The 23,956-nt window shown below is 60.9% G+C and carries 22 protein-coding genes; 6 read left to right on the top strand and 16 right to left on the bottom strand.

Features of this window, described 5'->3' with window-relative positions:
- Nucleotides 1-79: 79 nt before the first annotated feature.
- The 5 genes from ABD837_RS08360 to ABD837_RS08340 all read right to left on the bottom strand — a co-directional run bounded on the left by ABD837_RS08360 (nt 80) and on the right by ABD837_RS08340 (nt 5,815).
- A complete protein-coding gene (locus ABD837_RS08360; protein WP_345052810.1) occupies nt 80-799 on the bottom strand; it encodes a DoxX family protein in 720 nt (239 codons plus the stop codon).
- A gap of 253 nt (nt 800-1,052) precedes the next feature.
- On the bottom strand, nt 1,053-1,505 hold the full coding sequence (locus ABD837_RS08355; RefSeq protein WP_345052807.1) for a hypothetical protein: 453 nt from the start codon (nt 1,503-1,505) through the stop codon (nt 1,053-1,055).
- Between the two features lie 287 nt (nt 1,506-1,792).
- Entirely contained in the window at nt 1,793-2,722 is a 930-nt protein-coding gene (locus tag ABD837_RS08350; protein WP_345052805.1) for an isoaspartyl peptidase/L-asparaginase family protein, read from the bottom strand.
- A 204-nt stretch (nt 2,723-2,926) separates the two neighbouring features.
- Nucleotides 2,927-4,087, bottom strand: a complete 1,161-nt coding sequence (locus tag ABD837_RS08345) for a serine hydrolase domain-containing protein (protein WP_345052803.1) — start codon at nt 4,085-4,087, stop codon at nt 2,927-2,929.
- Nucleotides 4,088-4,303: 216 nt separating this feature from the next.
- Complete coding sequence (locus tag ABD837_RS08340) at nt 4,304-5,815, bottom strand: TonB family protein (protein ID WP_345052800.1); 1,512 nt, start codon at nt 5,813-5,815, stop codon at nt 4,304-4,306.
- 117 nt (nt 5,816-5,932) lie between these two features.
- Here ABD837_RS08340 and ABD837_RS08335 point away from each other — a divergent pair, with 117 nt between their 5' ends.
- Nucleotides 5,933-7,003: a hypothetical protein gene (locus ABD837_RS08335; RefSeq protein ID WP_345052798.1), complete on the top strand. Its 1,071-nt coding sequence runs from the start codon at nt 5,933-5,935 to the stop codon at nt 7,001-7,003.
- A 303-nt stretch (nt 7,004-7,306) separates the two neighbouring features.
- Here the strand turns inward: ABD837_RS08335 and ABD837_RS08330 are convergent, their stop codons facing one another.
- The 10 genes from ABD837_RS08330 to ABD837_RS08285 form a co-directional block, all read right to left on the bottom strand.
- On the bottom strand, nt 7,307-8,032 hold the full coding sequence (locus ABD837_RS08330) for an NADPH-dependent F420 reductase (protein ID WP_345052796.1): 726 nt from the start codon (nt 8,030-8,032) through the stop codon (nt 7,307-7,309).
- 176 nt (nt 8,033-8,208) lie between these two features.
- A complete protein-coding gene (locus tag ABD837_RS08325; protein WP_345052794.1) occupies nt 8,209-8,766 on the bottom strand; it encodes a hypothetical protein in 558 nt (185 codons plus the stop codon).
- A 130-nt stretch (nt 8,767-8,896) separates the two neighbouring features.
- Nucleotides 8,897-10,090 carry a T9SS type A sorting domain-containing protein gene (locus ABD837_RS08320; RefSeq protein ID WP_345052791.1) on the bottom strand — a complete coding sequence of 398 codons (1,194 nt, stop codon included), beginning with the start codon at nt 10,088-10,090 and terminating at the stop codon, nt 8,897-8,899.
- A 553-nt stretch (nt 10,091-10,643) separates the two neighbouring features.
- Nucleotides 10,644-11,591, bottom strand: a complete 948-nt coding sequence (locus tag ABD837_RS08315; protein WP_345052789.1) for an NmrA family NAD(P)-binding protein — start codon at nt 11,589-11,591, stop codon at nt 10,644-10,646.
- A 240-nt stretch (nt 11,592-11,831) separates the two neighbouring features.
- Nucleotides 11,832-13,169 (bottom strand): PQQ-dependent sugar dehydrogenase, encoded by a 1,338-nt coding sequence (locus ABD837_RS08310; RefSeq protein ID WP_345052863.1) that lies wholly within the window; start codon nt 13,167-13,169, stop codon nt 11,832-11,834.
- Between the two features lie 107 nt (nt 13,170-13,276).
- Nucleotides 13,277-13,681 carry an NUDIX hydrolase gene (locus tag ABD837_RS08305; protein ID WP_345052787.1) on the bottom strand — a complete coding sequence of 135 codons (405 nt, stop codon included), beginning with the start codon at nt 13,679-13,681 and terminating at the stop codon, nt 13,277-13,279.
- A 24-nt stretch (nt 13,682-13,705) separates the two neighbouring features.
- A complete protein-coding gene (locus ABD837_RS08300; protein ID WP_345052783.1) occupies nt 13,706-14,008 on the bottom strand; it encodes a hypothetical protein in 303 nt (100 codons plus the stop codon).
- A gap of 153 nt (nt 14,009-14,161) precedes the next feature.
- A complete protein-coding gene (locus tag ABD837_RS08295; protein ID WP_345052780.1) occupies nt 14,162-15,589 on the bottom strand; it encodes a hypothetical protein in 1,428 nt (475 codons plus the stop codon).
- A gap of 109 nt (nt 15,590-15,698) precedes the next feature.
- Complete coding sequence (locus ABD837_RS08290; RefSeq protein WP_345052778.1) at nt 15,699-17,219, bottom strand: T9SS type A sorting domain-containing protein; 1,521 nt, start codon at nt 17,217-17,219, stop codon at nt 15,699-15,701.
- A 110-nt stretch (nt 17,220-17,329) separates the two neighbouring features.
- Nucleotides 17,330-17,875, bottom strand: a complete 546-nt coding sequence (locus ABD837_RS08285; protein WP_345052775.1) for a hypothetical protein — start codon at nt 17,873-17,875, stop codon at nt 17,330-17,332.
- Between the two features lie 313 nt (nt 17,876-18,188).
- On the opposite strand from ABD837_RS08285, the gene ABD837_RS08280 reads away from it, so the two are divergent.
- The gene (locus ABD837_RS08280) at nt 18,189-18,503 is read left to right on the top strand and encodes a hypothetical protein (RefSeq protein ID WP_345052772.1); all 315 of its coding nucleotides are present in this window, start codon (nt 18,189-18,191) and stop codon (nt 18,501-18,503) included.
- Nucleotides 18,504-18,591: 88 nt separating this feature from the next.
- On the opposite strand, the gene ABD837_RS08275 is transcribed toward ABD837_RS08280, so the two are convergent.
- Nucleotides 18,592-21,057: a prolyl oligopeptidase family serine peptidase gene (locus tag ABD837_RS08275; protein ID WP_345052769.1), complete on the bottom strand. Its 2,466-nt coding sequence runs from the start codon at nt 21,055-21,057 to the stop codon at nt 18,592-18,594.
- A gap of 227 nt (nt 21,058-21,284) precedes the next feature.
- Between ABD837_RS08275 and ABD837_RS08270 the strand changes: the two genes are divergently transcribed.
- The 4 genes from ABD837_RS08270 to ABD837_RS08255 all read left to right on the top strand — a co-directional run bounded on the left by ABD837_RS08270 (nt 21,285) and on the right by ABD837_RS08255 (nt 23,942).
- Nucleotides 21,285-22,472 (top strand): extracellular catalytic domain type 1 short-chain-length polyhydroxyalkanoate depolymerase, encoded by a 1,188-nt coding sequence (locus ABD837_RS08270; protein WP_345052766.1) that lies wholly within the window; start codon nt 21,285-21,287, stop codon nt 22,470-22,472.
- Nucleotides 22,473-22,535: 63 nt separating this feature from the next.
- Complete coding sequence (locus ABD837_RS08265) at nt 22,536-23,282, top strand: DUF72 domain-containing protein (protein ID WP_345052761.1); 747 nt, start codon at nt 22,536-22,538, stop codon at nt 23,280-23,282.
- A 32-nt stretch (nt 23,283-23,314) separates the two neighbouring features.
- Nucleotides 23,315-23,572 (top strand): DUF72 domain-containing protein, encoded by a 258-nt coding sequence (locus tag ABD837_RS08260; RefSeq protein ID WP_345052755.1) that lies wholly within the window; start codon nt 23,315-23,317, stop codon nt 23,570-23,572.
- Nucleotides 23,573-23,582: 10 nt separating this feature from the next.
- Complete coding sequence (locus ABD837_RS08255; RefSeq protein WP_345052751.1) at nt 23,583-23,942, top strand: winged helix-turn-helix domain-containing protein; 360 nt, start codon at nt 23,583-23,585, stop codon at nt 23,940-23,942.
- Nucleotides 23,943-23,956 lie beyond the last annotated feature (14 nt).

Raw genomic sequence — 23,956 nt, 5'->3', positions numbered from 1 at the left:
CCCCGTTTCTTCAGTAACTGGTGTGGGTGGGACGGAGGGAAAGCCGAAGCGCTTCAAGTTCCCGCCAGTGGCGGCCATTTCAGCGCCCGTCATCGGGAGCCTGGTTATACGCTTTCAGGGCTTGGTTAAGCGGCTGGCCTTTTTTATGAATACAATCGCAAAATTTGTAGCCGGCGGTGGTCCGGTTGCCACCTTTAAACTGGACCTGGCAATCAGCTAATGTGTTGCGGGGCGTTATGTCGTAGCCGGTGGTTACCGCCAGCACCACTAGACCAATCGTGGCGGCGGCTCCGGCAAAAAATGCTTTGGGAAATTTGTTGCTGATGCTGGTTTGCGGGGACAGCGCGATAGCGGCGGGCACGTTGAATGGCAGAACAAACTTCAGCCGGTCGTAGTACCAACACAGCAGAAACACATTTGCGACCACCATCAACGGCGAGGTAAGCAGCGAGCCTTCGAAGCGCACCGATAACGATAAAATGCAGATGTTTAAAATGATGGGGAAGTACAGCACCGCTCCCAGCACGGCGGTGGATGGTATCAGCAATAGCATGGCCGCCGTTACCTGGAATATGCCGATGCAGGTGTAGTAATAGCCGGTGTGAAACAGGGCTTCCAAGTAGTTGCCCATCGGATGGTTGTTGGACAAGACTGTGAACCGTTCCCCCATAATCTTCATAGCTCCCGATGGGAGGAACCCCGCCGCCAGGGCCACCCGGTTGAACACCGCGAAATATCGCATCCAGCGGTTGTGTTTGGCCTGGGCGTGCAGGCGGTCAAGCGTAGTTGAAAGGCTCATGGGCTTTCGGAATCAAGAAAACTAAAAAACACTAATTGCTACTCACTTGCATAGGGGCTTATGGCTGCAAGGAAAGAGACATGAGGGGAAAGACCCGAAGATAATGAAAGAGCTTTGTATTTCAAAGTAAACAAAAAACAGGTTACCCATTATGCCCTTTGTTTGTAAGCTGGCAACTCGTGCCCTTACAATTGAGGCTTCTGCTTCTTCCGCAGCTGGCACGCAGGGCAGGGCCAGAAGACGCAACGCCTAGCTATTGCCCTCGCTTAAAAGCAAATTCGCCATTCGTAATTAAACGGGGTTGGCCGAACATATTGCGTACGCTTCCGGTGAAGGTGCCTTGGACAAACCGCTCGTTGATGGTGTTAATGGTAACGCGACCGGTATCGGAACCAACCGTAAAACCACCCCAGGACGAATAAATATCGTCGTAGTAGATGGTTATCCAATTAGCTGAATTGAGAAGCTGAACTCCGGTCTGTTCCTGCAGATTGAGCAGTTTAACGTCGACCGACCCATCTGCCCAACCACCGTAAAAGCTGAAGGATTGCCCGTTACTGGGCAAGCCTCTCATGTTCCGGTCGCATACTATGGGTTGGCCGTCAATGACCAGACGTAGATATGTGGGGGGCGGCGTGGGCTGCTCTTTCTTGCAGCTACATAGCAGCAAGGCAACAAGCGTGAGGATGGATGCGAGCAGGCGCATAGTGCAGTTAGCTTATCAGCGCGTTAACCGTATTAAATATAGTTGAGATAGGTTATTATGCAATCATCCTGTCAGGGCATATCTCAATATGTAATCGAGATTCAGTCTGTTGCGGGACTCAGAATCTTGGAGGTCTCATTTTGCGCGGCAGCTATCGTAGGAGCCGGAGCCGAGAGGGGCGCTGGTGGCGGGCCCCTGCCCTAGCACCTGTCCACATTCAGCACGTGTGAAGCTAATCCCATTGCCAAGCGCCCCCACGGCCATAGAATCCTCACCGCCTCACCCCGCTACTCCACAATCATGTTGCACACGTTGGTGTCGCTTCGGCCGTCGGCGCTCACGTAGGCCCAGAACAGGCCTTCGGTACTGTAGGGCATGGCCACGTGGCCGCGCCCGTCGAGGGCGATGACGCCGCCCTTGCCGCCGGCCGGGGCCACTTTCTCGTGGATGACCAAGTGCGCGGCGGCCTCCACGCTCAGGCCCCGGTACTCCATCAGGGCGGCAATGTCGTGGGCCACCGTGTGGCGAATGAAAAACTCGCCGTGCCCGGTGCCCGACACGGCGCACACGTGGTTGGCGTAGGTGCCGGCCCCGATTATCGGCGAGTCGCCCACCCGGCCGTATTGCTTGTTCAGCATGCCGCCGGTGGACGTGCCGGCCGCCAGGTGCCCGGCCTGATCGAGGGCCACGGCACCCACGGTGCCGTATTTGGTAGTTGGGGCAGTGGCGTTGGCGGCGGCTTGCAGGGCCAGAAACTGCTGCCAACGCTCTTCCGTCCGGAACCACTCTGGCGGGACCGTTTCCAGGCCCATTTCGGCAGCAAACTGGTCGGCGCCGGCACCCGTGAGCAGCACGTGGCCTGAGCGTTCCAGCACGGCCCGGGCCGCCGAAATGGGGTTGCGCACGGTGCGCACGCCCGCCACCGCGCCAGCCCGCAGCGTGGCGCCGTCCATTAGGGCCGCGTCCATCTCGTTCAGCCCGGCGTGCGAAAACACCGAGCCCCGCCCGGCATTGAAAAGGGGCGAGTCTTCCAGCAGGCGCAGGCTGGTTTCTATTGCCGTCAGGCTGTTGCCGCCCCCGGCCAACACCGCGAAGCCGGCCTGCGCGGCGGCCGCCAGCGTGCGGTTGTATTCGGCTTCCTGCGGAAATGGGGTGCCGGCTGGGTGCAGGCGGCCCGAGCCCCCGTGCAGCAGCAGCGTAAAATTGGCGGGAGGCATGGGATACATGTGGTTACGGGGTAAGTAAATGTGCAGAATTAACCGCCTTCAAAAACAGAACGTCATGCTGAGCGCAGCCGAAGCATCTCTACTTCGAGAGTAATTCTATTTACTGCTGCGGTAGAGATGCTTCGGCTGCGCTCAACATGGCGTTCTCTTGTCTTTGGGCTGACTTCTGTATTCAATAGGCTGGCTTCTGCCCTACTACTTAAGGGCGGCTAGCACGCGTTTTATGAGCTCGTTGGGGCTGCCGTTGTGCCAACGCCACACGATGACTAGGTCGTGCTCCGGGTCGACCCAGATGGTGTTGGAGCCCGCGCCCAGGGCGGCGTAGCTGGTGGCCGGGGCATCGGGCCATGCTTTCTTTTCAGTATTGAGCCACCAGAGGTAGCCGTAGTCGGGGCCGACGGAGCCGCGCGTGGTGGCCTGCCGCACCCAGTCGGACGACACCACCTGGCGGGAGCCCCACCGGCCTTGGCGCAGCATGAGGTAGCCAAAGCGGGCCTCGTCGCGGGCGCTGATGCGCAGCCCACCGCCCCAGCGCGTGCCGCCGCTCACCGAGGGCAGGGCCTGGCCGTTCACCGTGGCCACGCCGTTGGGGTAAGGCACCCACTGCCAGGAGCTAGATGCACCGATGGGGTCCATGACCTCCTGCTTGAATACGGCGGGCAACGGCTTTTGCCACAGGCGCAGCAGCGAGAGGGCGAAGCGGTTGATGCGCACGTCGTTGTATTCGAAGTACGTACCCGGTGCCTGCAGCTCGCGGGGCTTGCGCTCGCCCTTGCCAAAGGCTTCGGAACCGATAAAATCAGCGTTTTTGCCCCACAGCTCGCCTTCCCACTCGCTGGTTTGGCGGGCGTGGTGCTCCCAGGTAATGAGGCGGTTGTGCGGAGAATCGTAGCCGCCGTCGTGCACGTACTGGGCCACGGGGTCGTGAATGTCCTTGATGAGGCCACGGTCGAGGGTGATGCCCAGCAGGGTTGACAGCACGCTTTTGGCCACGCTGTAGGTGGGGTCGGCCCGCTCGGTGTCGCCCCACTCGGCTACGATGTAGCCGTGCCGGAGCACCAGGCCGTTGGTGGCGGCGCGGCTGGTGGGCATGGGCCCGAGCAGCTTGCCGAAAATCTCCTCCTGAGTGGAGAAGTTGGGCGTCATCTGGGTGGTTTCCTGGGTTTGGGCGAAGGCCACGGCCTCGGCCAGGCGGGCCTCATCGAAGCCGGCAGTAGCCGGAACCTGGCGCTGCCAGGATTTGCCAGCCGCCGGGAAATAGGTGGTAGTAGAAGTGCCATCAGTGCCAGGCGCGGCCAGGCGGGTACAGGCTACCATTGCTGGCAAAGCCAGCCAGAAAAGTAAATTTCGAAGCATATGAAGCAAAAGAAACCGGAGTTAGTAGTTAAATCAACTACCCAGTGCGGGCTTGAGAGGACGGCCAAGTTAGTGCAGATGGCGGGCTGCGCTGCTACCTCCCCTACCACATAGAAGCATGGTAATGGGCGTTATAACGGGCCAGAAGAAGCACCCGTTTCGCTTGGCACCTTTTGCGTGGGCCGGGGGCTGGTGCCAAGCCGGCACTACCAGCGCCTATTTCTTCTTGGCGGGGCTGCTGGCGGGCTTCTTGACGGGAACCGGCGCGGCCGAAACCGAGCTGGGGGTAAAGGGCACTTCGACGCGCATTTGCATGGGCACAGGCCGGCCGTTCTGATGGGCCGGCGTGCAGGGACAAATCTGCGCAATGGCATCGAGCACGGCCTGGTCGCAGCTGGTGCAGAGGCCCCGCGTGATGCGCGGCTTGCGCACCAGCCCGTCGGCGTCGACGATGTACTCGGCGTACACAATGCCGTTGATGTTTTCGCGCTTCACCGCTTCGGGGTAGCGCACGGCCTGCTGAATGACGGGCCCGAAGGCCGTGCCGCCGTCCAGCAGCGTGGGCATTATCTCGGCGTAGGAGTACACTTTGTCGGCGTCCAGGAAAGGCTTGTTGGGGTCGGGCAGCGGCATGGGAATGTCGACGTACTGCCGGGTGGCCACGGGCTGGTCGGCCTTGTCGCGGGCGGGCTGCCAGGCAGGGAAGGAGTTAACGAGGCGCACCGCTTCGGCGTCGCAGCTGGTGCAGAGGTGGGTTTTCGCTTCGGCGGCCTCCGCTTTCCCGGTGGGTCGCACAACGAATTCTACGCGAATGCGGCCCTGCAGCTTTTCGGTGGCTACCACGGCCGGCACCCGCAGGTTGCGCTTGATGTAGTCGTACAGGCCCGGCGCGGGAAAGGTGGCGTGCAGGCCCCGCGGGTCGGCGGGGTACACGTGGTTGGGCGAGATGAGTTCGAGGGGCAGCGCCATATTCACGGCCACGGGCTGGCCGCCCTGCCGGCCGGGCACGAAACGCGGCAGTTTACGCACGGCCGCCAGCACGGCCTCATCGCAGGCGGGGCAAAGGCCCCGCACCATTTTGGGGTCGCGCACGTCGCCTTTGGCATCCACCACGAAGGTGACTTGCACCGGCCCTTTCGACTTGCCGTCGCGCACTTCGGCCGGCAGCACCAGGGTTTTCATTACGGCAGCCAGCACGGTGGCTTTCTCGTTGGGCGCGGCCAGGGTGGGCATCTGCTCCACGTAAGTGTACACGCGGGCGCCGTCGAGGGTGGCAGGGGCGGTGGCACCCGAGGCGGGCGGGAACGTGACGGGGACGGTAAAGCTCACGGACACGGTGCGGCCGTTTTGCTTGCCGGGGATGAAGCGCGGCAGCTGGCTCACGGCCGCCACGGTGGCTTCGTCGAGGCCGGAGCCCAGGCCTTTGACGATTTTAACGCTTTTCACACTGCCCTCTTCCGTCACCGTGAACGAGACAAACACGCGGCCGGTCACGTTGTCGCGGCGGGCCTGCTCGGGGTACACCAGCCGCTCCTGAATGGCGGCCACGATGGCCTGGTTGCCGCCACTACCAGGCAGCTGGGGCATCTGCTCCACGTAGGTGTACACCTTTTCTTCGTCCGAACTACTCTGCGCTGCTGCGGGCTGGGCCAGTGCCAGCAACACCAGCAGCGAACCGAAAAAAGGGGCCGCAACGGCCGATAGCGAATAAGGCAGGGTCAGGTTCATGCCACAAGGTACGGGGCAAACCGAGGGCTGAACCCTGGCGCAACGGCGCAGGCTACTGGCTGGGCCGGCCGGCCGGTATCTTTGCCGGAGCCCCTGCCCCACTCCCGCCGCCCCGCCATGAAAGCCACCCGATTTACCCTGCTGCTAACCGGGGTGCTCATGGGGGCCGGGGTGCCCGGCCCGGCTTGGGAAGACATCGTTGACAACGACATGGTGTATGGCATGCGGCGCGAGGAAGTGTTTCGCAAGCACCGCGTCAAGGAAATGTTTGTGGAAAATGAGGCGTTCAGCGAGGGCCGCATCACCACTGCCCGCCACCTCAACGAATACCAGCTTTTCGACCGCAACGGCCGGATAGTGCAGCAGGAACGGGCCCACGACCGCGTGCTCTCTGTCCGCACCGATTGGGAATACAACGCCAAAGGCCAGGCCGTGACGGGCACCTCGTACCACGCCATTGGCGCGCGCCAAGATACTGGCCGCACCGGCCTGGCCTGGCTGCCCACCGAGCACACCCGCTTTGTGGCCGAGGGCACCGAACCCGCCGGCCGCACCCGCTGGAACACCGAATCCGGCTTGTGGGACCCCATCACCCGCATCCACACCTGGACCAGCCACGACACTACCTACACCGAAACGCGCGATGCCAAGGGCACCGTCACGGAGCTGGAGCGGCAGTTTGCCATTGGGTCAGGCAAGAACACGCAGCGCATCGACAACCTGACCTTCTCGAACGGCCGGCCCCAGGAGCCCAGGTTCACCTACTACCGCCTGCAGAAAAACCGCCTGATGGAATCGGGGCAGGTGACTTTCGAAAAGGAAATCGAGACCTATGTGGAGAAACACCCCGAGGCCTTGCGCTACGTGCTGGGCAGCTCCAAATACGGGTTTCATGCCCTCACCTACTACGTGGCCGGGCTCAGGCCGGGCACCCTCAAGCCCCAAGTCAAGCTTCTTTACAGCGGCAAAGGCCAGCTGCTGGTAGCCACCGGCTACGGGGCCCGTACCGCGTACCAGCGCGATGCCGCGGGCAGGCTCAGCAGCAGTTCCCTCACCCAGGAAGAAGGCCGCGGCGGCAGCCTCACGGCCTATTTCTACCGCCAAGACGGCCTGCTGGAACGCGAAACCATAACCCGAACCGACGGTACCAACGACGAAACCCGCTACTACCGCTACCGTTTCTACTAAGCAGCGGTTTCGTGGTCAGTGTACAGGCGGAACGATGTAGGGGCGGGGCTTGTCCCCGCCCATCGTTGAACGGAATCGGTCAACGATGGGCGGGGACAAGCCCCGCCCCTACATCCACTGACTCCGAAACGGCTCTAAGCAGCGGATTTTGCCCAACATCGCTCGAAGCCGCCTAGTCTTTTGACCAGGCCTTTTATCGAAAACGCCCCAACAAAAGAGCCCCGGCAATTGCCGGGGCTCTTTTATTTCAGTTACTAAGCAACCAGCTAGCTACTAAGCAACCGGCTTGCGGTTAGGAGGGAGTTACTTCAGCTTGATGCCTTGCGCTTCCATTTGTTTTTCGGCCGCGTTTTGGTTGGCTAGGAACTCGGCGTGCTGCTCGGGCGTGCGCTGGGTGCCCAGACTGGCCAAGTGCTGCTGAAGCTCGGCGGCAGGCAAATCGGCGCCGTACGAGGGGGTACCCGGTTGCTGCCGCCACGACTCGTACAGGCTGCCAGCGTCTACGGCGTCGAAGCCCAACTCGTCGACCAAGGCCATTACCTTTTGCTTAGCGGCGGCATCGTCGCCGGCTACGGGCAGCGCGATGCGGCCGGGCGTGCCGGCGGGTACGCCCTTGTTTTGGAGGTGGTCGGCGTAGATGTTGTTGAACACCTTCACCACGGGCCGCTCCAGGTGCTGCTGCACCCATCCGCTCTCGGTGAGGTCGCCGGTTTCCAGCTCAGTCATATGGCCATCGCGCAGCAGGGGGTAGTAGTTGCTCGTGTCGATGACGGGCACATCGGCGGGCACGCCCTCGAACAAGTCCTTGGGCAGGTCGGGGATATTTTTCAGCGGAATGGTTACCACAATTAGTTCACCGTGGCGGGCAGCTTCCGCGGCCGTGACGGGAGTAGCGCCGGTTTTCTGGGCCACGTCGGTTAGCGTTTCGGGGCCGCGGGAGTTGGCAATTTTAACAGAATGGCCGAGGCTGGTAAGCCGCACGGCCAGGGCGCTGCCGATGTGGCCGGCGCCAATGATTCCAATGTTCATAAACAGAAAGATTAGCAAGTGGTAGGTACGCCGCTGTTTCATGTAGCGACATGTATTAAGACCACCCGGCAGGCCGGATTGTTTTGCTGGGTGCTTTGGCCGCATGGCGCAAACTGCGCGGGCGGCATAGCTCCCCGAAGCTGGCTCGGGTCGGCGGGCAGCTGAGGCTAAATCAATTACCGCTTCGCCGAAGCCGTAATCGTAGTGGGTGAAAACTGCATGGCACGAGCCATCGTCAGCAGGAGCGTTTGCACGGTTTTCAGGCTTTTCCCTTTGAATTGCGCAGAGCCAAGACCGATGATAAAGTCGCCGTGCACAAAATTTAAGAACACCTGCTGCTCCACTTCATCGCTCATGCCGGCAGGGAGTGCGTAGCTCCACAGCTTGCCGAGCTGGCCGGACTTAAGTTGGACGGCAGAAACCAGTGGTTTCGGTGGGGCCGATATGGCCTGACTGGTATACGCAATTTCGGATGAGATATAGGCCGTAAGCGTGGCTTGTGCCGTAGCTTTCTGATGCGATGCGGCCCGCACGACTATTACCTGCACCGGTAAGGCGTTTACATCAAATAGCGTGGGGCTCTCGGTGGCGGTTGCTGCAGCCTTCCCAAAGTTGAGCTGAAAGTTCAAGCCCAAGCCTTTGTAATTGTTAAATACCGCGGCGCTCCCGGAAGCAGTTTTAATAATTCCTGCACTCGTTTTGTAAGTAGTGCGCAGCTGCTGAGCCGAGCCCAACACCGTTTGCACAAGGAGAAGCACCAGAAATAGCCTGCGCATTCGTTTAGAGCGTTGGTTTACAAAGCAAAATTAAATAAAAAAGCCCCGACGCTAAGCGTCGGGGCTTTTTTATTCAGCGTCAGCGATACTACAACAGTACCACCTTACGGGTCGAAATTTTATCGCCTACCTGCACGCGCACTAAGTAAGTACCGGCAGCAACGTTGGCGGTGCTTACTGAAGTCGACTGCTTGCCAGCCGGCTGCAGACCGTCAACGAGCGACTTGATATTGCGGCCCATCAGGTCGGTGAGCATGATGTTCACGTTATCGGCGCGGCTGCCAACGTTATAATCGAGAGTGGCAATGCTGGTAGCGGGGTTGGGGTACACCTGCAGGGCCAAAGCGTTGGCATCGGCAGCTTTGGTACCGAGTACGGTCACGCCCGTGCCTGCGCCAATATTTACGGTAGCGGCCTGCGTGCCTGCGATGGTGCGGAAATCGGGATTAGTGCCTAAGTTGGTCGTATTCGACCCGCTTTGTGGGATAAAATCGGTCGACACGAAACCTCCATCCGCGTTGTTTTGCAAAGCAAATACCCGCAGTGCGCCGCCAGCGGCAGGGATGTTGGCAGAAGCCCGGCTGATTGCTACCTCTAGCCCGTTAGCAGGAGGTACCTGGCCATTAGAGGCAAAGCCTGGGTTAGTGTTGAGGCTGGTTGAGGTACGGTAAGCTACCTGGGTGCCATTGAATACGACGAATGCGCCCGTTTGTGCTGTTACGGCAGCTACGGCCCCGGTTGCAGCCACGCCGGTTGCACCGCTGAGCACAGTGGCGCTAGCAGCTGGGGTAGTACCCCCGGTGTACACAACACCATCTACTTGGTATTGCGCGGCTACGCCATTGCCCTTTATCCCGATGCCAATATCACCGGGCAATTCCAAGTAGGGGGCGAAGTTCTGGAAGGACGTGTTCACAGCCGGTGCAGTAGCTGCAACAGGCTTTGGCAGTTGCACGCCTACGGGCACGCCCGCTACGCCCGGCCGACCAATCAGGATTTGAAAAGAGTTGGAGATAGTAGCCGGGGTGGCATCGTTTTGCAGCGTGCCCGCCAAGAAAAAGTAGATGTTGTTTGCATCGGCAGCCGCGTAAAGCGCCAGAAGACCCGCTTGGTTGGTGGCCGAAGGCGAGAAGCCCCGGGGCCCGGTGTAGGTGCCTACCAGTGTGTAACCGCCGGCTACAATTTCAGCCGGAGTAATTTGACCATCAATGGCGATGGGAGCCTGCGCCTGCGCGTTGACCGCCAATGTGGAGAGGGCAGCCAGAGTAATTAGTTTTTTCATGGTGGGAATCAGAAAAATGTGGTGGTGAAATAAGAAAATATTCAAGAATGCGATGTGCTGGTGAAGTAGGTAAACCGGCCATCAACTTGCGTAAAAGTAGCGAACCCGGTTACAATAAGCATCTACATTTCAACAGATTTGCCGCAAAAAAATCAATTATTTTGCGGCAAACGTTTGCTCTGCAGCAACGGATAAAATCGAATTTGGCAAATTCTTTCTATTCTTGGAGCCGGCCGTAGCTGCCTAAGCAGTACACCGCCGGGCCGCGTGCCAGATTGGCTTCAAATCAAGATTGCGTACGCGTGCAAACGAACTTATGCGGTCGTTGTTGGCCAATACGCCCCACGCGCCCCGGCAACCACACTGATTTTGGGCGTAACCGGCGTACCGCTGCTAAACAGTGTTGCCGGTAGCGAGCACGCAGTACCGCCGAATACGGATATGTAGGGCCCACCTAGCCTGCTGGCAAAAGAATGAACGCGCCAAAAGCTTCGCTGGCAGTTGCCCAAAGCAGGGTGCCACCCAGCCTTCGTACCCAGGCACCAACGCTACACTAAGCAGTATGCTCCAAACGACGTGTGGCCAGCACTTCGTGCACCGGCGTCCACCGGATTTCGGGGTAGCGCCCGTTGTCGAGCGAGGTAAGCTTGGGCAGGCCCGTGAACATGTTGTGCAGGTACTGCATGCCCTGCCAGGGCGGAAAGACGTCGTCGCTGGCCGGCATCAGGGTTTTGGTTACTTTAATAAGCGTGCCCAGCACCCACAGCCCCCCTACGCGCAACAGCCCGAACGGCTCGCCGGTGGCTTCGCTGGCTGCTTTTTGCAGGCCGCGCACGGTGGCTACTTCGCCGGCCACGCGCAGGTAGCGGGGCGTGGTGGGGTCGAGGGCAACGGCAGCGGTGTACTCGGCCGTGTTGGCGGTGGTGGTGAAGTCGAGGGGTTGGTCGGCGCTGCCGTAGTACAGCACGCGTTTCAGCCCAAAGAGCACCACCGGTGCCTGCCCCGTGAGCAGGTCGGTAAACATGCCGTTGAGGATGGAGGTGGCCTGGATGGGAGCCTGGTCGAGCCGCTGGTTGAACTCGCGGCGCAGGTCGAGGTTGCGGTTGCTGCCACTGGGTAGCCGGGTGTAGTCGATGCTGTAGTCGGAGGGAATAAAGCGGGGTACTTCGGCTGCTACAGCGGCATCGAGCAGGCGCTTTTGGGTGTCCACAATCACGTCGCGCAGGCCCGACAGCGCCGACACCACGCAGGTAGCCCCCGCGCAGGCCTTCGTGAGGGCCGCCACGCTGTTGAAATCGACTTCAATAATTTCGGCACCCAGGTCCCGCAGGGCCGTTACCGCAGGCTTGGTGTTGCCGGGGCGTACCAGGGCACGCACCGTGGCCCCGCGCGTGAGCAGAGCCTGCGCAATGCGGTAACCAAGGTCGCCGGTGGCGCCGGCCAGCACAATAGTGGCCGGCGTATTACCGGAGCGGCCGGTGGTGAGGGGAGCTGTCAACATCAGTAAGGTTAGCCGTTAACGGGAAATACCAGCGTCCCTTCCTCAATTGATTTCCAAAAGATTTCACCGGACACAGCTGCGCTGGCATGCGCACTACCCATACCTCGTAGCAACCTGCAAGGTTATTGCCAGTCCTTGCGAAAACCAGGAATGCCGTGTTGGATAACAGTCGAGAGCACGTTACTGCGGCAGGGAATGAACCGGTGCTATTGTCCTCATCGCCGCAACCCAGCGGCTGCTCTAGCGTGCACTCACGCGCCAGAGCTTGTCGCCGGCGTCGTCGGCCACCAGCAGCGAGCCATCGGGCAGCGTAGCCACGCCCACGGGGCGGCCGTAGGCATCGTTCGAACCACCACCGGCCAGAAACCCGGTGAGAAAATCCTCCGGCTTGCCGGGCTTGCCGTTGGCGAAGGGCACAAACACCACCTTGTAGCCCGCATACTGTGTCCGGTTCCAGGAGCCGTGCTCGCCGATGAACGCCCCGTTGTGGTACCTGGGCGGAAAAGCGGTTTTATCGTAGAACGTGAGGCCCAGCGCCGCCGCGTGGGCGCCAAGGGGCACGTCGGGCACCAGGGCTTTCTTAACCAGGTCGGGCCGCTCGTTTTTGCGGCGGGGCTCTTCGTTCTGGCCAAAGTACGAGTAAGGCCAGCCGTAGAAACCACCTTCCTGCACGCTGGTGAAGTAATCGGGCACCAGCTCATCGCCCAACTCGTCGCGCTCGTTCACCACGGCCCAGAGCTTGCCAGTGCCGGGCTGCCACTGCAAGCCGATAGGGTTACGCAAGCCGCTGGCATACACCTTCTCGCCGGTGCCATCGGGGTTGATTTCGAGAATATTGGCGCGGCGCACTTCGTTTTCGGCCCCGTGTTCCTGCACGTTCGAGCCCGAGCCTACCGTGACGTAGAGTTTGGTGCCGGCGGCGTTGGCCAGCAGGTTGCGCGTCCAGTGGTTGTTGTAGCCGCCCTTGGGCAAGTCGAGGATGCGCTGGCCCTCGCCCGTGATTTTGGTAGCGCCGGGCTGGTAAGGGAAGCGCAGCACACCATCGGTGTTGGCCACGTAAAAATTGTTGCCCAGCACCAGCATGCCAAACGGCTGGCTGAGGCTTTTGGCAAGAAAGGTGGTGCGCAGGTCGGGCTGGCCGTCGTGGTTGGTGTCGCGCAGCAGCGTGATGCGGTTGGCGCTGTGGTCGCGCAACGAGTGGGATTTGTCGAGCTTGAGTTCGGCAGCCACTTTAAGCAGGAGGCCCGTCGGGATGGTGCTGGCTTCGGCCACCAGCACGTCGCCATTGGGCAGCACGTACAGCCAGCGGGGGCTGTCGAAGTTGCCTGCGTACTCCGTTACGCTGAAACCGGCGGGCGCTACCGGCGTTTTGCCCGCGGGCCAGGGCTCGATGCTGACGCGGTTGGTGACGGACTTGGTGGCGTAAGGTGCGGGCAGGTGCACCGAGTCAGCAGTGGGGGTTTCCACGGTGCGAGCCGGCGTGCTGGCAGCAGCTTCCTGCTTTTCTTGGTTGCTAGGGCCACCGCAGGCAGCCAGCAGGCCCAGGCCCGCCAGCAGCAGGCCGTATGTATTCGTCATCATATTGAAGCGGGGGATTGGGCCAGCCGAAGACGCCTGATGGCAAGGCAGCTGCTGTTCTTACTTCTGCTCCCTGATTAAGTTGCGGCCTGGCATACTCCCCTGCCCTACTCGGCCAGCATTCCCTGCTCCTGCAACCAATCAAAAATCAGCTGGTCGACGGCCGACACCTGCGCCCGGTGGCGGTACGTTAGCCACAGCACTTCTGCTATTTCGGCGGCCGGTTGTAGCGTGCCGGTGTAGCGGGCGTAGTAGCACGTCATGCGCACCAGCACGCCGGCCGGGTGGCCGTGGGCCGGCGCTTCGAAGGTGCCGACATACTGCAGGCTGGCTGGGTCGAGGGCTACGGTCAACTCTTCCTCAATTTCGCGCAGTAAGGTTTCGGCATCAGTCTCGCCGGCCTCGCGCTTGCCGCCGGGGAAGTAGTAGCGGTCCTTGCCGTGGCTGCGGGTACTCAGGACTTGGCCGTCGTGCAGGTGCAGCCAGGCAATTTTATCAATTATGGGGTTCATAAATAGCTATTGCGTCTTCGCCAACTACGTAGAGTAGCGCCGTTCACAACACTTGCCGTCCGAAAAGGAGTAGATTTTCCCCGAAATCAGGATAATTGCGTTGCCCGACGGCACGGGCAGGTCCGCCAGCGAATTTACGTTCACGACCGAATTGTTGGGGCTGCTGAGCCCCGTAGCTCCGCAGCTGACGCCGCGAAAGACGTCCACGGTATTCGTGGTGATGTTGAAGACCTGCAGGCCGATTGTGGAAACGGTAATGGCATCGCGCTGGGCCGTGGTCATGCGCGGAATAAGCAGGCCGCTGGCAGTCGACGAGACGTCGAGCATCGCCTTCGGGTAAAAAAGCGGATAAACGGACTGTGATGAAGGCTATAAAACGACGGGAAATAGAAGCATGCCTGCACCACCGGCGGGCTGAACGATGCGGCCCCTATGCCGGTAGCTGCTGGGGTAGTAGGGCATGTGCCACGCGCAGCGGTGCTAATCGGTAACCCGAAATTGCAGCTCCTCCACCACCAGCGATGAGGAGGAGATGTTGTTGGTCCGCACAAATGCTTCCAGGTAGTCGCCAGTCGCCAAGTCTAGTTCGGTGGTCAGCGTCACCTGAAAGCTCTGGTTGTTGGAAGCCGCCGCCATCGAGCCGTTCGGGAAGGGAATCACCACGCCGTTTTTGGCAATGGCAATGGAAAAGTCGCCGTTGATTATTGGTGATTTTGCGCCCATCACGATTAATACTTTGGCCGTAATGCCTTCCTTGCCGGTGTAAGTGAGCCGGTTGGCGCTTGCTGCAAAGCGCTGCTCCTTTGCTGTGGTGGTGGCGCCGGCTATTTTGTAGAAAGTATTCGGCACGGGTAGCGCCGTGGGGGCCGTGTTGCTGTTCAGGTACACCGAGCCCAGTGCCCGGGTGTTGGGGATGTACGTATTCTGACGCATTTCCCAGGCCGGGGTATAGGAATCGAACCCGCTGATGTAGGTGCCCACGCCCCGAAACATATTGGTGGTCATGCGGCCCCGGTCGATGGTCGCGCCGACGTTTACCTTCACCCCGGTCTGACCTGGGTAGATGAAGTAGTTGTTCGACAAATCGATGTCGTTGATGACCAGGCTGGGCATGAACTCGATGCCCGCCCCCCCGCCGGCGATGCCGACAACGAAGTTGGTGGCAGAGCAGAACTTGCCCACGTTGCCCGCCACCTTGAGGCCGTCCTGGCAGTTCCAGTAGTTTAAGGTAATGGTGATGGCCTGGAACCCGCTAATAGTTCCCACGCCCAGGCTCGGCACCCCAATCTCCACCACCGAGCAGCCCGAAAACAGGTTGCAGAATTTGGTACCTGTGGCGTCGGCAAAGTCGTAGGCTTTGGTGCTACCGCTGGCCGGCAGCACCACCAGGTTTTCCATAAATACCGACACGCCGGTGCTGCGCAGCACTGCCCCGCTCACCATCGACAGCACCCCGTCTTTGCTTGGGTCGGTGCCCCGTAGGTTGGCGCCGTTCAGGTTCAGGTAGTTCGGGGAAATATTGACGATGCCCGAAAACACGTACATTTTGCTGGCATCCAGCGTGATGGCATTGCCTGCCGGAGCGGGCAAATCGGCCATCGAATACACGTGGACGAGGTTGGTGGTAGGCGCGGTCAGCGCAACCGCTTCCCACTGGCCCGCCTTGTACAAATTCAGCATGTTGGTGGTGGTATTGAACACCTGCAAGCCGACTGGCGGCGATGGAATAGCATCGCGCTGGGCGGTGGTCATGCGCGGAATGAGCAGGCCGCTGGAAGTCGACGAGACGTCGAGCATCGCCTTCGGGTCGGGCAAGGCACCCGTGGCGTTGATGCCCACGCTTTGGGCCATCAACAGGCCTGCGCTGGTGTTAATAGTCAGCAGGAATAGCAGGAACAGCTTTTTCATGATAGTGCAGAAAGAAGTAATGAGCAAGCCGTGATGGACCTCCGAAGATAACCGAAAAAAGCAATGAGAGCCTGCCTGGGGTAGCCGGGCCACGCGAAGCAGAAGGCAGCTATTGGCGCGTGAGGGTAAGGCGCTGCTGTTGTGCGCCCTGCGCCACGGTGAGCAGGTACACGCCCGCGGGCAGTGGGGCCGCGGGAACCAGCGCAAACGTGTTGGCCCCGCGGGCCAGCACTGCGGTTTGCTGCCACACGGTTCGGCCCAGGCCATCGCGCAGCATCAGGTTGGCTGTGCCGGCTTCCGGAGCATCGAGGGCCAGCATCACCGCTTCGGCGAACGGATTTGGGTACGCCTGCAGGCGCAGGGCTGCGAACAGGGTTGCCGTTATGACGCGAACGGGGGAGAAGGATTCGGTGCCGTTGCGGTCTACCTGGCGCAGCCGGTAATACACCAGGCTGGCCCCGTAGCGGGCGATGTTGGGGTCAGTGGCTTCGTATGCCGCGCCCTGGCCGCTGGTGCCGCGCGCAGCCACCGTGGCAATTCGCTGGAACCCGCTTCCGTCGGTGCTGCTTTCCACTTCAAACCGGTCGTTGTTTTTTTCCATGGCCGTGCTCCAGCGCAGCCGGGCCGCGGAGCCCTGCCGCTCGGCCGCAAAATAGCTTAGCTCGACGGGCAGGGGGTTGGCGCGGTTGCTCACGGTAAAGCGCGAGAACGAATTGACGGCGGTGGTGATGCTGCGGGTGACAGCCGATACCGGTGCCGCAGTGGCCAGCCAGGCCGTTCCCGGCTGCTGCTGCCACACTTGCGTCTGGGTGAAATCGGTCAGGCCGTTATTGTCGTCGGCCAGCCACGACAAGGTCAGGAGAGTGCCTGCTGCGGGGGCCTGGGTGGCAGCAATGGTCCAGATGCGGTCAATGCTCTTGGCTGTCCCTCCGTTTGGGCTGGCAACGTAGCTGAGGCCGGCCGTGTTCAGGCCAGCAGTCCGGGTGGCGGTTACCTCGCCCAGCGGCGTGCTCATGGCATCGAGCGTTACCCCGTTGCCGAAGTCTATTACCCCACTTACCGGGTTGCGGACCACGCGCAGGTTGCCTTGCACGTACCGGCCCGTAGTTTCGCCCAGAATAGTGGCTCCCATAGGCAGCAGCAGAAAAGCGGTGGACCCGGTGCGCACCCCGCCCTGGGTAAGCAGCAGCTGGCCGGTGATGGTAACGTCAATGGGCATCAGCACACGGTTGTTGCCGGCGCTGCCCGTGTTGCGCACCTCCAGCTGGGTCAGGCTGTACCCGCCGGGAACCAGGGTTTGGTCGACGGCGCCGCCAAACACCATCCATCCGGACGAGGTAAGTGCCCCCGCGTTAATAAAATCCCCGGTCAGCAGCATGGTGCCGGCATTGCTAAGCGTGCTGCCTCCCGCATTGGACATCGAGCCTTTTACCACCAGGTTTGCGCCCGACTGCACCAGCATGTATGCGCCGCTGTTTCTTAGAACCTGGGCCGCGGCAGGCATACTGGCGCCAGCACCCAGCACTCCCAGAAAAGTAGCCATCCCGATGCCGCGGCAGGCCATTCCGTGCAAGGGCGATTGGCTGGCAATGGCAATGTCTCCAAGTAGTTGCGCAATAAATCGATTCATATAAAACAATTTAAATAGGGTGACTACTTAAAATGTATACTGGCCTAAGCCCGTAGAAATCGACAAATCACGACCCGCATTGAAGCCGCAATCCACAGCATCAGTGGCCGCTAAGCAGCGGCTTTATACGCGGTGTTTGCCACTGCTTGGTCCAGCACCTGCTGCAGGGTAGAGAGCGAAGCCTGGGGCTCACTCAGTGCTCCAGGGTGCTGCGTCAGGGCGAACGTCTGGTGGTAGACCTGAACCATAAAGTCGTCGCCGTACGTGAACAGGAATCCGGTGTGGACTTTATGAAAGGAGATTTTTTTGGCCAGCGACATGCAGTGCATGAAGGTCAGCCACTCTTTGGCATTATTGGCCAGGCTCAGGCTGAGCGAGAAATCGGCTAGGTCGAGGGTTGTAAAGTGTGCGTCGATGGCATCGCTCATAACCCGGCGAAAAACATTGCATAGCTCCAGACGCTGCAGGTCATAGGCGTTTTCCAGCAATTGCTCTATGGTTGCCTGGTACACGCGGGCCATGAATTCAGTCCCGTGCTGGGCAAGGTGGCGCTCGTGCAACTGCCTCAGGCTTCCAGCTTCGACCAAAGCAACGGATTCGTGTAGGGCCAGCCACTGCGTAGCGTTGTTGACGGTGGTTTGGGAGAGTTGCAGCATGGCGGCAAAAGGAGAATAATGTGGATAAAAGGCTGGGGTTTAGGGCCCCTATCACTGCATAAGAACCGTAGCGGGCAGAGCGAGGTCACTCATTCTACATGGTGACGCAAGAGCCTATACCATTGCTGTGCCGAGAGCAAAATTTCAATTAAACAATTGACTATCAGCAATGTGTCAAACCATAATTTGCGGAGACTCTCCGGTTTACGGACCATCGTCCAGAAAATGGAGTGTTTTCGCAGCATTGGCTATAGGACACGAGACCTGGCTTTTGCGATGCCATCGTGCCCACCGGTTACATAATCAATGAAGCATGCCCTACCAGCAACTGTCCTGCTTGCGCAACCAGGAGGTACACGCAGCGCTTCAGCGAACGGCGTTGCACTTGGATATTGCCAACAGTCGCCAAGGGTTAGCCGCTCGCTACGAGGTAATGGTCAATGCTATTTTGGCGGAAGTCGACCTGCAAGGCCAGCCCGTGGTGGCGATTGCCAGTGCTGCACCGGGCGAAGCCGTACCGGCCCAGAGTACCCCGGTATTGGCCAGGTTGGCGAACAGTGGCGCCACTTACGACCAGAAATACAGCAGCCATGCCAAAACGCGAGCATGCATAAACAAGCCACGTTAACAACTAACCGGCTTGCCAATAAAAAAAGCCCGGGCTACCATAAGGCAGTGCTGGGCTTTTTTATTGGTCGAATTCGAAGAAAACCGCTTTAGTTTGCCTGCTGCGGTGCCGGAGCCTTCACGTACTTATTCAGCCACGAATCCATCTCCCAGAGCATATGGAGCAGGTTTTCGCGGGCAGCATAGCCGTGGGATTCGGCGGGCAGCACCACGTAGCGGGCGGTAGCGCCCTGGCCTTTGAGAGCGGAAAAGTAGCGCTCGGTCTGGATGGGGAAGGTGCCGGAATTATTGTCGGCCTCGCCGTGAATGAGCAGTAGGGGCGTCTTCATTTTATCGGCGTAGTTGAAGGGCGACATGGCGTTGTACACCTCCGGCGCCTGCCAGAACGTGCGCTCCTCGCCCTGGAAGCCGAAGGGCGTGAGGGTGCGGTTGTAGGCGCCGCTGCGCGCAATGCCAGCCTTGAACAGGTTGGAGTGCGAGAGCAGGTTGGCCGTCATGAACGCGCCGTAGCTGTGGCCCATCACGCCCACGCGGGCGGGGTCGACCACGCCCAGGCGGGCGCCCTCGTCAATAGCCGCTTTGGCGCTGCTTACCAACTGCTCGGTGTAGGTGTCGTTGGGCTCCTTGTTGCCCTCACCTACAATCGGAATGCTGGCGTTGGCCAGCACGGCGTAGCCCTGCGTCACCCAATACACGGGCGAAGCCCAGCTCAGGCGGGTGAACGTAAAGGGCGAGCCGCTCACCTGCCCCGCGTTGTTTTTATCCTTGAACTCGACGGGGTACGCCTCCATCAGCGTGGGCAGCGGGCCATCGGTCTTCTTGTAGTTGACGGGCAGGTAGAGGTCGGCGCTCAGGTCGACGCCATCGGCGCGCTTGTAGTGCAGCACCTGCTTCTTGAAGCTGCCGCCGAAGGCCGCGTAGGGGTTGCCAAAGTGCGTTATAGCTACCGGCTTGGCCTTTTTGCTGGCATCGCGCAGGTAGTAGTTAGGGTTCTCCGTCAGCGACTCGCGGCGGGTAAGCAGCTCGCGGTGCTTGCCGCTGGCGTCGATAATGGCCACCGGGATTTCGTAGGCCGGAGCTTCGGAACGCCACCAGCGGGTGGTTTTCTTGGTGCTCAGGTCGGTTTCGTCCACAAACGGGCGGTCGCCTTCAGGCGAAGCGCCCTGGCCCAGCAGGTAGATGCTGTGGCCGGTAGGGCCGCCCGTCAGGAGCACGTATTTGCCCTGGGCGTTGCGGTGCTCGTAGGGCGTGCCGGGGTTCTTGTAGGTATCCTGCGAGGAACCATCGAACAGCACGCTCAGCGGCTGGGTGGGCGCGCTGGGGTTCAGCTGCCAGGTGGTTTCGTGGCGGTCGGCCCAACGGTAGCCGCCGGCCAGTGCCAGCTTATCGTTGCCCCAGGTGATACCGCCGAAGCGCATGGGCAGGGCAGCCAGCTCCTGCGGCGCGCTGGCGAAGGGCGCGGCCAGCAGGTACACTTTGTCCCGAATGTCGGCTTTGGTTTTGGGGTCGCCGCCGTCCTGCGCCTCCGCGTAGTAAATCGTGGCCGGCACGTCGGAGCGCCAGGAGTGGCCGCGCGGGCCGGTGGCCACCGCATCAAAGTTGGTGGGCACGTTGTCGGCCAGCGGCAGGTCGGCTACGGTTTTCACCGGCGCGCCGGTAGCCAAATCGACCACGTCGATGCGCTGCGGGAAGCTGCTGATGGGCAGCAGGTAGGAATACGGCCGGTGACGGGTGCGCAGCAGCACGTACTTGCCATCGGGCGAGGGCGAGGCCGTCTGGATGATGCCGGGCTGCCCCATGGGCTGGGCGCTGCCATCGGCCAGCTTCACTTTCATCAATTGTGAAGTCGCGTAATAGTCGAATTGCCGCTCATCGGCAGGGTTTTTAAGCAAATCCTGGTAGGTGCGGGCACCCGATTTTTTGCCGCCGCCACTCTCCTGCAAGGTGGGACCAGTGGGGGCCGCATCGGCGGCCGGCGCTGCACCACGGCCGGCCGGCACTACCCGGGCCAGCAGCGTCTGGCTGTCCGATACCCACTCGAAGGAGTTGCCGAAGGCGTCGTTCAGCGGTTGGGCCAGCAGGCGGCGGGCAGTGGCGGTGGCCACGTCGGCCACCCACAGCTCCACGCGGCCGTCGGTACCCGAGCCGGGCGTGGTGAGGGCGAAGGCCATGGTTTTATTGTCGGGCGACCAGCTCACGCCGCTGATGCGGGCGGCGGTCGGAAGGCCCTTTACTTCGGTTTCGGGGCCGTTGGGCAGCTTTTTCAGCTTAATGCCGACGGCGTAGCTCACACGGCTGGGGCCGTTGGTGCGCGGGTTGAAGCGCAGGCCGGCCAGGCGCAGCTCAGGCTGCGCAAGCTCGGCCACAGTGGGAAAATCCTGCACGGCCAGCAGCGCCATGGTGCGGCCATCCGAAGCTAGGCTGACGCGCGGCGTGGGCGGGGCCAGCAGCAGGTCCTGAATGGCCTGGGGCGGGGCCTGGTACTTAAAATCCTGGGCTTGGGCCATGGCGGCGGTGCTCAGCATGAAGGTGGCGGAAAGCAAAAGTTTTTTCATACGCGACAAGCGAGAAGAAATAGACGAAGCGGCACAGCACGCCAAACCAGCGTGCCTGCAAGGTAGCAACGACGCCGCTACTGGCCTACGGCTGCATGCAACACTGCTGTTGTAGCTTTTCGGGAACCTTCCCGGTGCCATCTTTGTGCGGCACTACCGTTAGCCTAAGTGACCTCACTGGTCTGCAGGTGGCCTTTAATGCTCGTTCTTTCCTTCCTTTCTTCACTATGAAAAACACTCTTACCCGCCTGTTCGGCCTACTGGCGTTGCTGCTAGTAGTCGCGCCAGCCACACTGCGCGCTCAAACCACCATCATCCGCACAATGCAGGCCGGCGGCCTTGTTCGCGAGTACCGCTTGTATGTACCGGCCATCTACACGCGCACCACTGGCGCGGTGCCGCTGCTGCTCAACCTGCACGGCTACACCTCCAATAATCAGGAGCAGGAAAACTACGGCGACTTCCGCCCAATTGCCGACACGGCTAACTTCCTGGTGGTGCACCCCAACGGCACCGTCGACGGCAACGGCTACCGCTTCTGGAACACCTTCGGGCCGCGCGGCACGGGCGTCGACGACGTGGCGTTTATTTCGACCCTCCTCGACACGCTGGCCCGCCGCTACCGCGTCGACTTGAACCGCGTGTACAGCACTGGCATGAGCAATGGCGGCTTCATGAGCTACGAGCTGGCCTGCCAGCTGGGCAACCGCGTAGCAGCCATTGCGTCGGTCACGGGCAGCATGACGGCCAGCCGCCTGGCGGGCTGCACCAGCGGCCGGCCGGTGCCAGTGCTTGAAATTCATGGCACTGCCGATTTTACCGTGCCCTACACCGGGGGCTCGGTGGTGCAGTTTGTGGCTATTCCGACGCTGCTCGACAGCTGGGTGCAGCGCAACGGCTGCAACCCCACGCCCACCATTACGCCCGTGCCCAACATCAACACCGCCGACGGCAGCACAGCCGAACGTAGCGTGTGGGCCGGCGGCCGCAACGGCAGCGTGGTCGAGCATTTCCGCATCATCGGCGGAGGGCACACCTGGCCGGGCACGGCCTACCCCAATGGCGTCACAAACCAGGACATCAGCGCCAGCCGCGAGGCCTGGCGCTTCCTGCGCCGCTACCGGCTGGCCACGCTGCTGCCTACGCGCGGTGCCGTGCAGCCACCAGCCGCGCCGCAGCTGCTCGTGCTGCCCAACCCCGCCACCGACCTGCTGCAGCTCGATGCCGGCCAACGCCTGGCGCCCGACGCGCTGACGGTGCGCGACGCCCTGGGCCGCCGCCTGGCTGCCCCCGCACAGGCCACCCCCGATGGCCGCCTGCAGCTAGCCACCGCTGGCTGGCCGGCCGGCTTGTACCAGCTGGCCGTAGCGCTGCCCAGCGGCCAGGTGCTGCGCCAGAAACTACTGAAGCAGTAGCCATCCTTTGGCCGCCGATATAGCCCATACGTAGTATCAGGTAGTAATTACCCGCAATTCCGTATGGCTTCCTCCTACTACATCGGCTGTTCCGGCTTCTCCTTCCGCGACTGGAAGGGCTTGTTTTACCCCGAAGGCCTACCACAACGCAAGTGGTTCGCATACTACTGCACGCAGTTCAACACCCTCGAGCTGAACGTGACCTTCTACCGAATGCCGACTTTGAAGGCCTTCGAAACCTGGTATGCGCAGAGCCCCGTCGATTTTTGGTTTGCCGTGAAAGCGCCCCGGCAGGTGACGCACTACAAGAAATTTAATGCGGAGGCGCAGCCCATTCTGGCCGACTTCTACGGCACCGTGGCCGAGGGCTTGAAGGAAAAGGTTGGCCCCGTGCTTTTCCAACTCCCGCCCAAGGCGGCGTATACCGATGAGCTGCTGCAGCGCCTGCTCGACAGCCTTGACACGGCTTTCCAGAACGTAGTCGAATTCCGCCACCCTAGTTGGTGGGACGGCGAGGTGCAGCGCACGCTGGCCCGCCAGCACGTTGCCTTTGTGGGCCAGAGCTACCCGCCGCCCCTGGAGCTGCCCGATGAAGTAGTGGCCAATACCGACGTGGTCTACTACCGCTTCCACGGCGTGCCGGAGCTGTATAAATCTTCGTACAGCCCCGAGTTTCTGGCCCGGGTGGCCGCCGAGATTGAAGCCGCCAAGAATGTGCGGGAGGTGTACCTGTACTTCAACAATGGCATTGGGGCGGTAGGGGTTGAAAATGCCCGCCAGATGCAGGAACTCCTGAAAGCCCGGCCTTAACCCGGGCACAGGGAGTGGCGTTAATTCGGGGTATGACTGATTTTCACGTTGGCTGCTCCGGTTACCACTACCGCCACTGGCGCGGGCGTTTCTACCCCGAGAAGAGGCCCATGTGGCTGTGGTTCGAATACTACAGTCAGCACTTCCGCACCCTGGAGCTGAACGTCACGTTTTACCGCTTCCCCCAGCTTTCCTTCCTCGAAAACTGGTACCGGCTGAGCCCGCCCGTTGTGCAACCGGAGTGTGCAAGTCGTGCGATGATGAAACGCAAATATGCGTCTCTACGCTAACATCAATTCCATGAAATCCCTGCTCCAACCTGCCAAAACCTACCGCCTCAACGGCCGCCTGTGGCTCGAAACCGACGAGGGCCGCTTCCTGGGCATTGGCCGGCTGGAATTGTTGGAACGCATTGCCGAGCTGGGCTCTATCTCGAAGGCAGCGCAGGCCATGGGCATGTCGTACAAACGCGCCTGGGACCTGGTTAGCTCGATGAATGCGCAGGCCGCTGCGCCTTTGGTAAGCACCCAAACCGGCGGCACCAAGGGCGGTGGAGCCGTTGTAACCGAGGCGGGGCAGGAAGCCATTATCGCGTTTCAGGCTTTACAGGCTCGTTTTCAGGCATTCATGGCCAGCGAGACCAAGCAGCTACAGGAATAACACTGGCCGGTGGA

This window comes from Hymenobacter glaciei, from assembly GCF_039539585.1.
Lineage (GTDB): Bacteria > Bacteroidota > Bacteroidia > Cytophagales > Hymenobacteraceae > Hymenobacter > Hymenobacter glaciei.
The sequence above is the reverse complement of the archived record's forward strand: the minus strand, read 5'-3'. Positions and strand labels throughout refer to the sequence as shown.